The sequence below is a fragment of the Janthinobacterium sp. EB271-G4-7A genome (assembly GCF_020858075.1).
In the GTDB taxonomy this organism is placed as follows: domain Bacteria; phylum Pseudomonadota; class Gammaproteobacteria; order Burkholderiales; family Burkholderiaceae_D; genus Janthinobacterium; species Janthinobacterium lividum.
In genome coordinates, this window is record NZ_JACYMI010000006.1 from 86,782 (window position 1) to 101,407 (window position 14,626).

Genomic DNA, 14,626 nt, shown 5'->3' on the forward strand with positions numbered 1-14,626 from the left:
GAAAAACAAAGGCACCGGCCATTTGCATGGGCGGTGCCTTTATATGTTGCCCGAAGGCAGTGTTGCTTAGCGCGCAGCCAGTGCCGTGTCGTTCGGACGCAGCAGGGTGAAGCGGTGCATCATGTCAGCCGACACCATGCGGAAACGGCTCAGCTCGGCGGCCGTCAACGGCGCCTGGGCTTGTACGTTCAGCTTGCTTGGATCCTGTGCCACGCCGCCGACGCGGAATTCATAGTGCAAATGGGCGCCCGTCGACCAGCCGGTGGTGCCGACATAGCCGATCACATCGCCCTGGCTGACTTTTTGACCTTTTTTCAGGCCCGAAGCGAAGCGGCTCATGTGCGCGTAGGCGGTGGTGTAGTTGGCCCAGTGTTTCAGGACAACAACATTGCCGTAACCATTTTGCATGCCGACGGAATCGACCACGCCGTCGCCCGACGCGCGGATAGGCGTGCCCGTTGCCGCAGCGAAATCGATGCCTTTGTGCGCTTTCCAGTTGCCGGAAATCGGGTGCACGCGCATGGAGAAGCCGGACGAGATGCGGGAGAATTCGAGGGGGGATTTCAGGAAGGCTTTTTTGAGGGACTTGCCGTCGAAACTGTAGTAACCGCCGCCTTGCTTGCTGGCTGGGTCTTCGAACCAAACGGACTGGTAAGTCGTGCCGCGGTTGGTGAATTCACCGGCCAGGATGCGGCCCGCTCGGACAAATTCGCCATCTTGCCAGAATGTTTCGTAGACAACATTAAACGAGTCGCCGCGTTTCAGGTCGGAGCGGAAGTCGATATTGGTGGAGAACATTTCCACGATTTGCGCGGAAATCGAGTCTGGCAGGCGGGTGCCATCCAGGCTGGAGTCGGTGGCGGCGAACAGGGTGGAAGTAATCTTGCGCGCGTGCATTTCAACGCGGCGTTCCAGCTGGGCAGCTACTTCCGTGGCCACGAACTTGTCGCCCTTGCGGGTGATCAGGATGTTCTTGACCGATTTGTCCGTGCCGTCGACGAGCGTGGCGCGCATCCAGTTGAGGTCGCCGTTTTCGGACGTTTGCGCTTGCACGCGCTTGCCCGATTTCAGCAACATCACGCCGCGCGCGATCTTGTCGGTTTTAATGAAATTGGCGGCCGCCGCATCATCCACGCCGAGACGGGTCAGCAGGGTGGCGAGGGTATCGCCAGCGCGGACTTTTTCTTCGTGGGTGAAATTCTGGTCTACCTGTTCCATCGCGGAAATTTGCGAGGCGAGATCAGGCATTTCCAGGTTCTGGGCGATGGACGTGACCGGCAAGTCCGATGCGTCGGGCGCCATGGGCGACACAGCGACCGCGCCGAAGGCGGCCACGGCGAGCAGCACTGCGGAGGCACCGATAATGCGTGCCTTGCGTGTCGTCGTCAGCTGTGTGTACAAGCGTGAGCCTGTGATTTTATGTATAGGGTTCATGCAATCAGTTAAAATTTGCCCTTGAACGTGACCTGAACTAATGCTCTTTGTTATTGTTATTTTGGTTCGTTTTCATACGGCAAGATTGATGGGATCGAGCATTATAGCAAACTCCGCAAACCTACTACCATTTTGAGATCTACAGTCAAATTTTATGGAAATCAACACCACCGCATCGCCTACAAAGGCTAACGCCGCTCAGACCGCGCTTCCGCTGTCGGACAGAGTACAAGAAGCCCTCGCGATTACCAAGCGTGGCGTCGACGAACTCTTGATCGAAAGCGAATTTGCGCAAAAATTAGCCCGCTCCGAGAAAACCGGTGTTCCGCTGCGCATCAAACTGGGCCTGGACCCGACTGCACCCGACTTGCATCTGGGCCACACTGTCGTGCTGAACAAGATGCGCCAGCTGCAAAACCTCGGCCATCAAGTCATTTTCCTCATCGGCGACTTCACGTCCATGATCGGCGACCCTTCGGGCCGCAACGTCACGCGCCCGCCGTTGACCAAGGAACAGATCGAGATTAACGCGATGACGTATTTCGCGCAAGCATCTTTGGTGCTGGACGCCAGCAAGACCGAAATCCGCTATAACTCCGAGTGGTGCGATCCGCTGGGCGCGCGCGGCATCATCCAGCTCGCTTCCCACTACACGGTGGCGCGCATGATCGAGCGCGACGACTTCACCAAGCGCTTCCAGGGTGGCATTCCTATTTCCGTGCATGAATTCCTGTACCCACTGATGCAGGGTTACGATTCGGTGGCCCTGAAGTCGGACCTGGAACTGGGCGGCACGGACCAGAAGTTCAACCTGCTGGTGGGCCGCGAACTGCAAAAGCAGTACGGACAGGAGCAGCAGTGTATTTTGACCATGCCTCTGCTGGAAGGTTTGGACGGCGTGGAAAAAATGTCCAAGTCGAAGAATAACTATATCGGCATCACGGAACCGGGCAACACCATGTTCGCCAAGCTGATGAGCATTTCCGACGTCATGATGTGGCGCTACTACGAGCTGCTGTCGTGGCGCTCGATCGCCGAACTGGCCCAGCTGAAGCGCGAAGTCGAGGAAGGTCGCAATCCGCGCGATGCCAAGGTTGCGTTGGCGCAAGAGATCGTTGCCCGCTTCCACTCGCAGCAGGCGGCGGAAGAGGCGCTGGCCGACTTCGTCAACCGCTCGAAGGGCGGCATCCCCGACGATATCCCGGAAGTGACGCTGGCTGGCGCACCGCTGGGCATCCCGCAATTGCTCAAGCAAGCGGGCCTGTGCCCATCGACGTCGGAAGCCATGCGCAAGATCGACCAGGGCGGCGTGCGCATCGACGGCACCGTCATCAGCGACAAGGGCTTGCAAGTGGCGGCTGGCCAGTTCGTGTTGCAAGTTGGCAAGCGCAGTTTTGCGCGCGTCACCTTGACGGCATGATCGCGCTGCTGCAGCGCGTTACGCAGGCCAAGGTCGACGTGGCCGGCGCCACCATCGGCGCCATCGATGCCGGCCTGATGGTGCTCGTGTGCGCGGAGCGGGGCGATACGGAGAAGGAAGCGGACGCCCTGCTTATAAAACTGCTGGGCTATCGCGTGTTTGCCGACGAGGCGGGCAAGATGAACCGCAGCGTGACGGACGTGGCCGGCGGCTTGCTGCTGGTACCGCAGTTTACGCTGGCGGCCGACACCAAGTCCGGCACGCGCCCGTCGTTTACGCCGGCGGCCGCGCCGCAGGACGGCTTGCGCCTGTTCGCGCATTTCGTGGACCAGGCGCGCAGCCGCCACGCGACCGTGCAAACGGGACAGTTCGGCGCCGACATGCAGGTGTCGCTGACGAACGACGGGCCCGTCACCTTCTGGCTGCAAGTAAACGCAAAGCAATAACTAAAAAATATAAAGAGGAGCAAGCGATGAAATTGTGGAGCGAGACGTTTCGTGATGGCGGCCTGATGCCGGCCGACCATGCCTTTGCCGAGATCGATCCGGCCAGCCGCGTGCGCCTCGCCGGCAACCGCAATCCTCATCTGGCCTGGGACGAGGTGCCCAACGGCACCGAGTCGCTGGCCCTGTTCTGCATCGACCCCGATGCGCCGCAAGACGCCAGCCTGGCCAACCGCGATGACCAATCGCTGCCGCTGACGGCGCCGCGCGGCGACTTTTATCACTGGAGCTTGCTTGATATTCCCCTGGCCATGCGGGTTATTGCAGCCGGTGAGTTTTCCAGCGGCATCACGCCGCGCGGCAAGCCTGCCGCCAGCGGCGGTGCGTTGCCACTGCGCCAGGGCCTCAACGACTATACGGCCTGGTTTGCCGGCGATGCCGCCATGGCCGGGGACTATTACGGCTATGATGGCCCGTGCCCGCCGTGGAATGACGAGCGCATCCACCATTATATTTTTCGCCTGTACGCGCTCGACGTGCCGCGCCTGGCGCTGCCCGAGCGTTTCACGGGGCAGCAAGCCCATGCAGCCCTGTACGGCCACATCCTCGACGAAGCCCAGCTCGTCGTCGCCTATTCGCTTAACCCCGAATTGGCACTTACCCTGAAGAAATAAAGCATGAGCACCACGATTTTACTGATACGCCATGGCGAGACGGCCTGGAATGCGGGCCGCCGCCTGCAGGGCCATATCGACATCGCCCTGAACGAGGCGGGCCTGGCGCAAGCGGGGGCGCTGGGGCAGGCGCTGGCGGACGAACCGCTGGCCGCCATTATCGCCAGCGATCTGCAGCGCGCGCAGCAGACGGCGCAAGCCGTGGCCGATGTGAAAGATTTGCCCGTGCAAACGGATTCCTTGCTGCGCGAGCGCTGCTATGGCGCCTTCGAAGGCTTGCTGTATGCGGATATTGCCTCGCGCTATCCGCACGAATATGCACAGTGGCAATCGCGCCAGATCGATGCCGTGATGCCGTCGGGCGAGCGCCAGGCCGAAAGTTTCCGCCAGTTCTATGCGCGCGCGAACGGTGCCATCGCCCGCTGGGCCGGGAAATATGACGGCCAGACGATCGCCATCGTCGCCCACGGCGGCGTGCTCGAATGCGCCTACCGCGAGGCGGTCGGCATGACGCTCGACAGTCCGCGCGACTTCCAGGTCAAAAATGCCAGCGTCAACCGCTTTTCTTACGCGGACGGCAAGCTGCATTTGGTGCATTGGGGAAATATCGAACATTTGAGCGCGCCCGCGATGGACGAGCTGGGCTAAGAGCCGGACGAACCGACGGACGGGCTCGCCGAGCCTCTGTTTTGCTGTGCTGCACAAGCGCGGCGCCCGCCCAAGCGCACTGAAGCAAAAAAATAGTGCTTATTAATTAGGCAGGGAATCGGTTAAAATAGCAGGTTCCTCCGTCCATTCCAGGTTCTTCAGTGCAAATCGGCCCTCACATTCTGCGCAACAACGTTTTCGTCGCTCCCATGGCGGGTGTGACGGATCGGCCTTTCCGCCAGTTGTGCAAGCAGTTGGGTGCCGGCTACGCCGTGTCGGAAATGGCGGCGTCGAATCCGCGCCTGTGGGCGACGGAAAAAAGCTCGCGCCGCACGGACCACGAAGGCGAAATGGAGCCGAAGGCCGTGCAGATCGCCGGCGCCGATCCGCAAGACCTGGCCGACTGCGCCAAGTTCAATGTGGACCGGGGCGCGCAGATCATCGACATCAACATGGGTTGCCCCGTCAAAAAAGTGTGCAACAGCTGGTGCGGTTCGGCCCTGTTGCAAGATGAAAGCCTCGTCGAAAAGATCTTGCACGCCGTCGTCAATGCCGTCGATGTGCCCGTCACCCTGAAATTTCGCACGGGCTGGAACCGTTCCAACAAGAATGCCCTGACCATCGCCCGGATCGCCGAGCAAGCCGGCATCCAGATGCTGACTTTGCACGGCCGCACGCGCGCCGATGGCTACAAGGGTGATGCCGAATATGAAACGATTGCCGCCGTGAAAGCATCGGTGGGCATCCCCGTGGTGGCCAACGGCGACATTACCAGTCCTGAAAAGGCCCGCTTTGTGCTGGATCAAACGGGCGCCGATGCCGTCATGATCGGCCGCGCGGCGCAGGGCCGGCCGTGGATTTGCCGTGAAATCGACCATTTCCTGCGCACCGGCACCTTGCTGCCGGCGCCGTACGTGGATGAAGTGCGTACCCTGATGGACGAGCATTTGCGCGCCCATTACGCGTTTTACGGCGAATTCCTCGGCGTGCGCACGGCACGCAAGCACATCGGCTGGTATGTCAAGGATCTGGAAGGCGGCGAAGCGTTCCGCCAGCAAATGAACTTGCTGGAATCGACGGACGCGCAATTGCTGGCCGTCGATCAATTTTTTGAGTCGCAATGGAAATTTGGCGAACGGTTACAATACCGCCTCTCCGAATCCAGTGAAAGTGGCCTGATCGATGTGATCAAACCTGTGGCCACGGCAGCATGAGCAGATAGCAAGGCAGTGATATAAGTTATAAGCAATAGTGACAAGCAAGAGTGATCAGCAGTACAAGGGCGAGCGCCTATACAGAGCGTCATGCAATATTAATTACAACACCGAGGCAAGAGGGCAGCACGCGGACCGCATGGGCGGCGCGGCGCCGGATTGCCAGGTGTTCAGCCGGTTGAAGCATAAAAATGAGCAAAGAAAGCATTCAGGAAGTCGTACAGAAAAGTCTAGAAGATTACTTCAATGACCTGGGCGAACAGCAAGCATCGAATATCTATGACATGGTCGTGCTGACCGTGGAAAAGCCCATCCTGGAAGTCGTGATGACACGCGCCGATGGCAACCAGTCGCACGCCGCGCAGATGCTGGGCATCAACCGCAATACCCTGCGCAAGAAATTGCAGGAGCACGGTTTGCTGTAATGCCGGCATGCAAGTGACGCCAAGATTTGAATCCGCCGCAGCCCGGCACCGGGCCTGCGCCATTCGCCAAGAACACTTAACCACCTAGCCACAGCCATGATCAAACAAGCTCTCCTCTCCGTTTCCGACAAGACCGGCGTTCTCGAATTCGCCCGCGCCCTGTCCGCCCTCGGCGTCAACCTCCTGTCCACCGGCGGCACCGCCAAATTGCTGGCTGACAACGGTGTTCCCGTCACGGAAGTTGCCGATTACACGGGTTTCCCGGAGATGCTCGATGGCCGTGTGAAGACCCTGCACCCGAAAGTGCACGGCGGTATCCTGGCGCGCCGCGATTTCCCTGAGCACATGTCGAAACTGGTCGAGCACGACATGCCGACCATCGACATGGTGGTGGTCAACCTGTACCCGTTCCAGGGCACGGTCGCCAAGGCCGATTGCACCCTGGAAGATGCGATCGAAAATATCGATATCGGTGGCCCGACCATGCTGCGTTCGGCAGCCAAGAACCACAAGGACGTGGTTGTCATCTGCGACCCGACCGACTATGACGTGGTGCTGGCGGAAATGCGTGCGGCCGACGGCAAGGCAGGCGACGTCAGCTACGATACCAAGTTCATGCTGGCGAAAAAAGTCTTTGCGCACACGGCGCAATACGATGGCGCCATCACCAACTACCTGACCAGCCTGGGTCCGACGAAAGTGCACGCCGAGCGCGGCGCCTATCCGCAAATCTTGAACGTTGCCTTTGAAAAAGTGCAAGACATGCGCTACGGTGAAAACCCGCACCAGAGCGCCGCCTTCTACCGCGACCTGGTCGCCATCGATGGCGCGCTGGCCAACTACCGCCAGCTGCAAGGCAAGGAATTGTCGTATAACAACATCGCCGACGCCGATGCTGCCTGGGAATGTGTGAAGAGCATGGGCGGTTTCGAGCAAAGCGCCGCCTGCGTCATCGTCAAGCACGCGAATCCATGCGGCGTCGCCCTGGGCAAGAATGCGGCGGAAGCGTATGCGCGCGCCCTGCAGACGGACCCGACCTCGGCATTCGGCGGCATCATCGCGTTTAATACCGAACTGGATGGGGCCACGGCCGGCGAAATCGCCAAGCTGTTCGTCGAAGTGCTGATCGCCCCGTCGTTCTCCGCGGAAGCGAAACAGATTCTGTCGAGCAAGCAAAACGTGCGCATGCTGGAAATCCCGCTGGGCAGCGGCGTGCACGCCATGGACTTCAAGCGCGTCGGTGGCGGCTTGCTGGTGCAATCGCCGGACGCGAAAAACGTCGGCATCGGCGACTTGCGCGTGGTCAGCAAGCTGCAGCCTACGCCGCAGCAACTGGCCGACCTGATGTTCGCCTGGAAAGTGGCGAAATTCGTCAAGTCGAACGCCATCGTCTTCTGCGGCAATAACATGACCCTGGGCGTGGGCGCTGGCCAGATGAGCCGTATCGACTCGGCCCGCATCGCTTCCATCAAGGCGCACAACGCCGGCCTGTCGCTGACGGGCTCCGTCGTGGCGTCGGACGCCTTCTTCCCGTTCCGCGACGGCCTCGACGTTGTCGTCGACGCGGGCGCGACCTGCGTCATCCACCCGGGCGGCTCCATGCGCGACCAGGAAGTGATCGATGCGGCGGACGAGCGCGGCGTCGTGATGCTTTACACGGGCACGCGTCACTTCCGTCATTGATAATTGAACCCAACGGCAATGATCGGGGTCGGACCCTAAGGGTCCGACCCCAGATGTTGGTTTGGGTTGCTGCGACACAATACGGCAGGCACCGGTTATTCACCGGTGCCTGCCGTATTCATTATAGAATCTGGCGATGATTATTCTTGGCATCGATCCTGGCCTGCGCACGACCGGCTTTGGGGTCATTGAAAAACACGGCAACAAGCTGCGCTATATCGCGTCGGGTACCGTCAAGACAGGTTCCGAAGGGGAATTACCGCCGCGCCTGAAGGTCATCCTGCAGGGCGTGAGCGAAATCGTCGGCACCTATCAGCCCGACTGCGCGGCCATCGAGAAAGTGTTTGTCAACGTCAATCCCCAATCGACCTTGCTGCTGGGCCAGGCGCGCGGCGCGGCTATTTGCGCGCTGGTCAACGCCGACCTGTCGGTGGCCGAATACACGGCGCTGCAAGTGAAGCAGGCCGTCACGGGCCATGGCAAGGCGGCCAAGGAGCAGGTGCAGGAGATGGTGTCGCGGCTGCTGTCCTTGCCAGGCTTGCCCGGCACGGATGCGGCCGATGCCTTGGGCGTGGCCATTTGCCACGCCAACAGCATCGATGCGCTGGCCATGCTCGGCGCGCTGGCGCCCCAGCTGCAGGGGCTGCGCATGAAGCGCGGCCGTTTAGTGGGATAGCTGCATGGCCCTCATATATATATACACAACATTAGGAACACGCGATGATAGGCCGTCTCTCCGGTATTTTGCTTGAAAAGAATCCGCCACAATTGCTGGTCGATTGCCAGGGCGTCGGCTATGAAGTCGACGTGCCGATGAGCACGTTTTACAACCTGCCCCACGTGGGCGAAAAAGTCGTGCTGTTCACACACCAGGCCATCCGCGAAGATGCGCACCTGTTGTTTGGCTTCGGCAATGCAGCCGAGCGCGCCGTGTTCCGCCAGTTGATCAAGATCACGGGCGTGGGCGCGCGCATGGCCTTGTCTATCCTCTCGGGCATGACGATTGCCGACCTGGCGCAAGCCATCACCCTGCAGGATTCCGGCCGCCTCGTGAAAGTGCCGGGCATCGGCAAGAAAACGGCCGAGCGCCTGTTGCTGGAATTGAAGGGCAAGCTGGGTGCGGACATTGGCGCCGGCGGCGCGCACGCGGCGCCGGATGCGCAATCGGATATTTTGAATGCCCTGGTTGCGCTCGGCTATTCGGACAAGGAAGCGCTGGCCGCCGTGAAAAACGTGCCGGCCGGCAGCGGCGTGTCGGACGGCATCAAACTGGCGCTGAAAGCGCTGTCGAAAGGCTGATAGGGCATGAGCATCCAGACCGACAGTTTCACGGAACAGCGCATCATCGACGCGGCCCCCATCTCGCACAACGAAGAGGCCATCGAACGGGCCTTGCGCCCCAAGCAGCTCGACGAGTATGTGGGGCAGGAAAAAATCCGCGACCAGCTCGAGATTTTCATTACGGCTGCGCGCCAGCGCAAGGAAGCGCTCGACCATACTTTGCTGTTCGGCCCGCCGGGCCTGGGCAAGACGACCCTGGCGCACATCATCGCGCGCGAAATGGGCGTCAATTTGCGCCAGACCTCCGGTCCCGTGCTGGAGCGCCCGGGCGACCTGGCGGCGATCCTGACGAACCTGGAAGCGAACGATGTCCTGTTCATCGATGAAATCCACCGCCTGTCGCCCGTCGTGGAAGAGATTTTGTATCCGGCGCTTGAGGATTATCAGATCGATATCATGATCGGCGAAGGCCCGGCCGCCCGTTCCGTGAAACTCGACCTGCAACCGTTTACATTGGTGGGCGCCACTACGCGCGCCGGCATGCTGACCAATCCGCTGCGCGACCGCTTCGGCATCGTCGCGCGCCTGGAGTTTTATAACACGGGCGAATTGACGAAGATCGTCACTCGCAGCGCGGCCTTGCTGAAAGCACCGATCGACCCGGAAGGCGCGATTGAAATCGCCCAGCGCGCGCGCGGCACGCCTCGCATCGCCAACCGCCTGCTGCGCCGCGTGCGCGATTTTGCGGAAGTCAAAAGCAATGGCGAGATCACCAAGGTGGTGGCCGACCGCGCGCTGGCCATGCTCGACGTCGATTCCGCCGGCTTCGACGTGATGGACCGCAAGCTGCTCGAAGCCGTGCTGTTCAAGTTCGGCGGCGGCCCCGTCGGCATTGGGAATCTGGCGGCGGCCATCGGCGAAGCGGCCGATACCATCGAAGACGTGCTGGAACCGTATCTGATACAGCAAGGCTTTTTGCAGCGCACGCCCCGTGGCCGCGTCGCCACGCCGGCCGCCTACCTGCACTTTGGCGTCAGCGCCCCGCGCATGGGTCCGGGCGGCGAAGCGTGGGAACTGTGATGGCGGAAGGCAGCCAGCAGACCATGCCGGGCATGCAGATATGGATCGACGCCGATGCGTGTCCCGTCGTCATCAAGGAAATTTTGTATCGCGTGGCCGACCGTCTGGAATTGCCGCTCACCCTGGTCGCCAACCAGGGCTTGCGCGTGCCGCCCTCGCGTTTCATCCGCACCGTGCAAGTGCCGTCCGGCGCGGACGTGGCTGACCAGGAAATCGTGCGCTTGTTGAATCCCGGCGACCTCGTCATCACGGGCGACATCCCGCTGGCTGCCGACGTGCTGACCAAGGGCGGTTTTGCGCTGAACCCGCGCGGCGAGTTTTACACGAAGGACAATATCGCCCAGCAACTGACGATGCGCGCTTTCATGGAAGAATTGCGCAGCGGCGGTGTCGACACGGGCGGTCCTGCCGCCTTCAGCCAATCCGACCGGCAACAGTTTGCCAATAGCCTGGACCGGCATCTGAGCAAGCATCACCGCAAGCCGGCCCCGGCGCAGTAAGCGGTGGACGAAAAAAACGTGGACTAAAAAAAACCGGCGCAAGCCGGTTTTTTCATGTGCATGCAACTTAGCGTGCAACTTTGCGCGTGCCTACCACTTCCACCGTCACGCGGCGGTTCTTGGCGCGGCCGGCGGCACTCGTGTTGTCGGCCACCGGTTGCGTTTCTCCCTTGCCTTCCGTGTAGACGCGGCTCGTTTCCACGCCTTGCGCCACCAGATAGGCCTTGACGGCTTCGGCGCGGCGCTGCGACAGTTTCTGGTTGTACGCGTCGGAACCGACGGCATCCGTATGGCCGACCGTGACGATGACCTCCAGGTCCATGCCCGTCAATTGACCGAGCAGCTGGTCCAGCGCCGCCTTGCCTTGCGGCTTGAGTGTCGATTGATCGAAATCAAACAGCGCTTCGGAGGCAAACGACACTTTTTCCGCTACGGGGACAGGCGCCGGTGCGGCCACGATGACAGGTGCCGGCATGGCGACGACAGGGGCGACTTCGGGCGCCGGCTGGTAGGCGGGCGTGGCGCTGGCCGGGCGGCCCAGTTTATACACGAGGCTGACGGAATACAGGTCCGCATCGCCGCGGTTGCCAACGGCGTCGTTCAGGCGATAACGCTCGACTTCACCGCGCAGGGCCAGCGCTTCGCTGAACTTGTATTCCAGGCCGAGGCCCAGCTTGGCATTGAGCTTGCGCTCGCTGGCATGGGTATTGGTCGAACCCAGCAGGCGGTTACCGCTGAACTCCGTGTTGGTCTTGGTGTAGTGCATGCCGACACGGCCCAGCAAGGACAGGCGCTGCGACAGCGGCAGCTGGCCCAGCAAATCCAGGTTTACGCCGCGAAAGGCTGCTTGTCCGTTGAGCACGCCGTTGCCGCTGGTGGTCGACTGGAAATCGAACTTGCCCAGGTCAAAGTAACCGGCTTCCACGGCGACATACTGGTTCAGTTGGCGGCCGACAAACAGCTTATAGCCGGTGTCGCGCTGGTCCTTGCTGAAGCCGGTGACGGTTTCGCCGTTGGCGGCCAGGCTGGCGCGCAGGCGCGGTTCGTCGATGGTGGCGCGCGACTGGCCCACGCCCGCGCCGATGTACCAGGCGCTGTTGGCCCAGTCCGGGTTGATGAAAGTGTTGTCCTGCGCCTGCGCCGATTGCGCCGCCAGCAAGGCGCCGGCCATGACGCTCAGGGCGCCCAGTGTGTGTGCGATAGTCATCGTCATGTCCCGATTATTTGGTGATCTGGTTGTTGCGCAGGGTAACGGCGGCAGCCGTCAGCACGCGGCCATTGAGCAGGGTCGTGTTGTCGCCCACCGTGATGGCGGCCGACTGGCCCAGGATATTGCCCTTGAAGACGCTGTTCGCGGCCAGGGTGGTCGGGCCGACAGGCAGCCAGCTGACGTTGTCGGCCGTGGCGCCGTTATTCAGGGCAACCACCGAATTGACGGTCGAGTCCAGGGTCAGCGCCGTGCGGAAGATGTACACGCCGGGACCGTTCAGTGTCAGCGTGCCTGTAATGCTGATGGCACCGGCATAGCAATACACGCCGGGGCCGAAGGTCTGGCCACCGAGGTCGATGCCGCCGGCAAAGGTGACGTCGCAAGTCCGGCTATTGCCGTCCGTGATCGCCGCTTGCAAATCCGTCATGGCGCCGGCCAGGATGGGGCCCGACTTGTAGTTGGTAAAGCCGGCCGCCTGGGTCGGATCGGTGGTCTGCGAAGGCGCACCGACGTCGCCCGTGATCAGGGTGGTGCCGCCCGAGTTGTTCGTGATCGAGGTGCCGGCCAGTACGCCGAACGGCGCCGCGCGGCCCAGGATGATCGGATTGAGGACGGGCGGGATGGCGACGGCCGTGACCGTCAGCAACGCGCTGCCCGACTGTCCGCCGGCCGTGGCCGTGATGCTGCTGGTGCCGGCGGCGATGCCGGTGGCGACGCCCGTGTTCAGTACACTGGCGTTGGCAACGGTGCCCGACGTCCAGGCGGCGCTGTTGGTGACGATGGCGTTCGAGCTGTCCGAATACGTTGCGGTGGCAATGAATTGCTGTTGGGCACCAACAGCGATGCTGGCCGTGGCTGGCGTGACGGCGATGCTGACCAGGGTGAGGGCAGGTACGGTCACGGTGGTGCTGGCCGTCTTGCCGTTGAAGCTGGCATTCATGACGCTGGTACCAAAGGCAACGCCGGTGACGAGGCCGCCGCTGGCGACGGTGGCCGAGGCGGGCGTGACTGAAACGAAGGTGCTGCCGGTCGTGACGTCCACGCTGCTGCCATCCGAATACGTGGCAAGGACGGCCAGCTGGCGCGTCGCGGCGGCCGGGATGATGGGGTTTTGCGGCGTGACGGCGATAGCCAGCAGGGTCGCTGGCGTGACGGTCAACACGGTGCTGGCTGTCAAGGTGCCCGTGGTGGCCGTGATCTGTGTCGTGCCGGCAACCTTGCCCAGCGCCAAGCCGCCAGCGGCGATGCTGGCCGTGGTAGGGCTGGCCGAAGCAAAGGTCGACACGGCCGTGACGTCGCGCGTGGCGCCGTCGCTGAAGCTGCCGCTCACCGTGAATTGCTGTGTTGCGGCGATGGCGATGGATGGCGCGAGCGGCGTGATGGCGATCGCCGTCAAGGTGGCTGGCGAGACGGTCAGCTGGGCCGCCGCGCTCTTGCCGCCGAACGCGGCGCTGATGCTGCTGCCGCCGGCAGCGATGCCGGTACTCAAGCCTGTGGCGCTATTGACTGTCGCACTGGCTGGCGTGGCCGACGTCCAGGCCGACTTGGCGCTGACGTCTTGCGAGGAGCCGTCGCTATACGTGGCGATGGCCGTGAATTGCTGGCCCGCGCCGATGGCGACCGTGGCCGTGGCTGGCGTGACGGCCAGGCTGGACAAGGTGGCAGCCGGCAAGCCGAGGATGGGATCGCGTCCCTGGTCGCCGCCGCCACAGCCGGCCAGGGCGGCCATGGCCAGCAGACCTGCCGAGACGAGCAGCGGGTTCAGATATCGCTTGAAGAGATTCATATAATTCCTTTGTGCATGGCAGTCATTGCCGGGCATCCGCGGATGAGGTCATCCGGCAGAGCCATGCCGCCTTTCGCTACAGGGCGATGGCGTCACAGGCATGCACTATTTCATTTAGGAAACTGAAGGTATGTGCGCTGGCGCGCTTAGCTTGTCTTTGACGGGGAATGGGTTCAAAAGGGAACGATTCGGCCTGAAAAACAACGGCCGTGTGCGGAAAGCAGGCACAAAAAAGCCGGCGCAGGGCCGGCTTCGACAGGGCGGGGCGGTTGCTTACTCTTCGCGCACCCACGTTTGCGAGCGGCCAAACATCGGCACGCCGACATAGCCGCGCACTTGCAGCTTGGTGCCGCCTTCCGTCAGTTCTGCCTTGCTCTTGTAGACCTTGCCGCTGGCCGGGTCCGTGATTTCGCCGCCCGTCCATTCCTTGCCGTCATATTTCAGGCCGGACAGGATCACCAAGCCGATGATGGGCTGGTCCTTGTTGGCGCCCGTGCACTTGTCGCACTTGGGATTTTGATCTTCATTCGGGCCACGGAACAGCTTTTCGATCTTGCCTTGCAAGACACCATTGTTTTCCGTGATGACAACGAGGGATTTCGGCTTGCCGCTGGCGTCATCGATGGTTTTCCACGTGCCGACGGGGGTATAGTTGCCGTCGCGCGCGGTGGCGCTGCCGGCGATGGCCAGGGCGGCCACCAGTACGCTTGCTTTGAATAGTTTATGCATCGCTAGTCTCCTGTGGTTTTTTTGATCTGTTACGAAACAGTATAGATACCAAGGCAAGACCAGCAGTGCTGCGCGGCGTCAGGAGATGACGCCGCGCAA

15 protein-coding genes are annotated in these 14,626 nt (G+C 61.7%); 11 read left to right on the forward strand and 4 right to left on the reverse strand.

What is annotated here, in order from left to right; genetic code table 11:
* Nucleotides 1–66 precede the first annotated feature (66 nt).
* Nucleotides 67–1,434, reverse strand: a complete 1,368-nt coding sequence (locus tag IGS58_RS26685) for a M23 family metallopeptidase (protein ID WP_230523117.1) — start codon at nucleotides 1,432–1,434, stop codon at nucleotides 67–69.
* Between the two features lie 154 nt (nucleotides 1,435–1,588).
* Between IGS58_RS26685 and tyrS the strand changes: the two genes are divergently transcribed.
* The 11 genes from tyrS to IGS58_RS26740 all read left to right on the forward strand — a co-directional run bounded on the left by tyrS (nucleotide 1,589) and on the right by IGS58_RS26740 (nucleotide 10,802).
* The gene (gene tyrS / locus IGS58_RS26690) at nucleotides 1,589–2,854 is read left to right on the forward strand and encodes a tyrosine--tRNA ligase (protein WP_034784765.1); all 1,266 of its coding nucleotides are present in this window, start codon (nucleotides 1,589–1,591) and stop codon (nucleotides 2,852–2,854) included.
* A complete protein-coding gene (gene dtd / locus IGS58_RS26695; protein WP_230523118.1) occupies nucleotides 2,851–3,300 on the forward strand; it encodes a D-aminoacyl-tRNA deacylase in 450 nt (149 codons plus the stop codon). Before tyrS ends, dtd begins: the two co-directional genes overlap by 4 nt.
* Before the next feature lie 26 nt (nucleotides 3,301–3,326).
* Nucleotides 3,327–3,971: a YbhB/YbcL family Raf kinase inhibitor-like protein gene (locus tag IGS58_RS26700; protein WP_034784769.1), complete on the forward strand. Its 645-nt coding sequence runs from the start codon at nucleotides 3,327–3,329 to the stop codon at nucleotides 3,969–3,971.
* A 3-nt stretch (nucleotides 3,972–3,974) separates the two neighbouring features.
* Nucleotides 3,975–4,619 (forward strand): histidine phosphatase family protein, encoded by a 645-nt coding sequence (locus IGS58_RS26705; protein WP_230523119.1) that lies wholly within the window; start codon nucleotides 3,975–3,977, stop codon nucleotides 4,617–4,619.
* A gap of 161 nt (nucleotides 4,620–4,780) precedes the next feature.
* Nucleotides 4,781–5,833: a tRNA dihydrouridine synthase DusB gene (dusB, locus tag IGS58_RS26710; RefSeq protein WP_071653278.1), complete on the forward strand. Its 1,053-nt coding sequence runs from the start codon at nucleotides 4,781–4,783 to the stop codon at nucleotides 5,831–5,833.
* Between the two features lie 191 nt (nucleotides 5,834–6,024).
* Nucleotides 6,025–6,258, forward strand: a complete 234-nt coding sequence (locus IGS58_RS26715; protein ID WP_008445162.1) for a helix-turn-helix domain-containing protein — start codon at nucleotides 6,025–6,027, stop codon at nucleotides 6,256–6,258.
* A 96-nt stretch (nucleotides 6,259–6,354) separates the two neighbouring features.
* Entirely contained in the window at nucleotides 6,355–7,941 is a 1,587-nt protein-coding gene (purH, locus tag IGS58_RS26720) for a bifunctional phosphoribosylaminoimidazolecarboxamide formyltransferase/IMP cyclohydrolase (protein ID WP_230523120.1), read from the forward strand.
* 136 nt (nucleotides 7,942–8,077) lie between these two features.
* Nucleotides 8,078–8,617 (forward strand): crossover junction endodeoxyribonuclease RuvC, encoded by a 540-nt coding sequence (gene ruvC, locus IGS58_RS26725; RefSeq protein WP_230523121.1) that lies wholly within the window; start codon nucleotides 8,078–8,080, stop codon nucleotides 8,615–8,617.
* 44 nt (nucleotides 8,618–8,661) lie between these two features.
* A complete protein-coding gene (gene ruvA / locus IGS58_RS26730) occupies nucleotides 8,662–9,240 on the forward strand; it encodes a Holliday junction branch migration protein RuvA (protein ID WP_070222695.1) in 579 nt (192 codons plus the stop codon).
* Nucleotides 9,241–9,246: 6 nt separating this feature from the next.
* On the forward strand, nucleotides 9,247–10,302 hold the full coding sequence (ruvB, locus tag IGS58_RS26735) for a Holliday junction branch migration DNA helicase RuvB (RefSeq protein ID WP_046683444.1): 1,056 nt from the start codon (nucleotides 9,247–9,249) through the stop codon (nucleotides 10,300–10,302).
* Nucleotides 10,303–10,334: 32 nt separating this feature from the next.
* A complete protein-coding gene (locus tag IGS58_RS26740) occupies nucleotides 10,335–10,802 on the forward strand; it encodes a YaiI/YqxD family protein (protein WP_092613064.1) in 468 nt (155 codons plus the stop codon).
* A gap of 67 nt (nucleotides 10,803–10,869) precedes the next feature.
* On the opposite strand, the gene IGS58_RS26745 is transcribed toward IGS58_RS26740, so the two are convergent.
* The 3 genes from IGS58_RS26745 to IGS58_RS26755 form a co-directional block, all read right to left on the reverse strand.
* Nucleotides 10,870–12,009: an OmpA family protein gene (locus IGS58_RS26745; RefSeq protein WP_230523122.1), complete on the reverse strand. Its 1,140-nt coding sequence runs from the start codon at nucleotides 12,007–12,009 to the stop codon at nucleotides 10,870–10,872.
* 13 nt (nucleotides 12,010–12,022) lie between these two features.
* A complete protein-coding gene (locus IGS58_RS26750) occupies nucleotides 12,023–13,798 on the reverse strand; it encodes an ice-binding family protein (protein WP_230523123.1) in 1,776 nt (591 codons plus the stop codon).
* Between the two features lie 273 nt (nucleotides 13,799–14,071).
* Nucleotides 14,072–14,527, reverse strand: coding sequence for a DUF2147 domain-containing protein (locus IGS58_RS26755; protein ID WP_034784781.1), 456 nt, complete (start codon nucleotides 14,525–14,527; stop codon nucleotides 14,072–14,074).
* Nucleotides 14,528–14,626 lie beyond the last annotated feature (99 nt).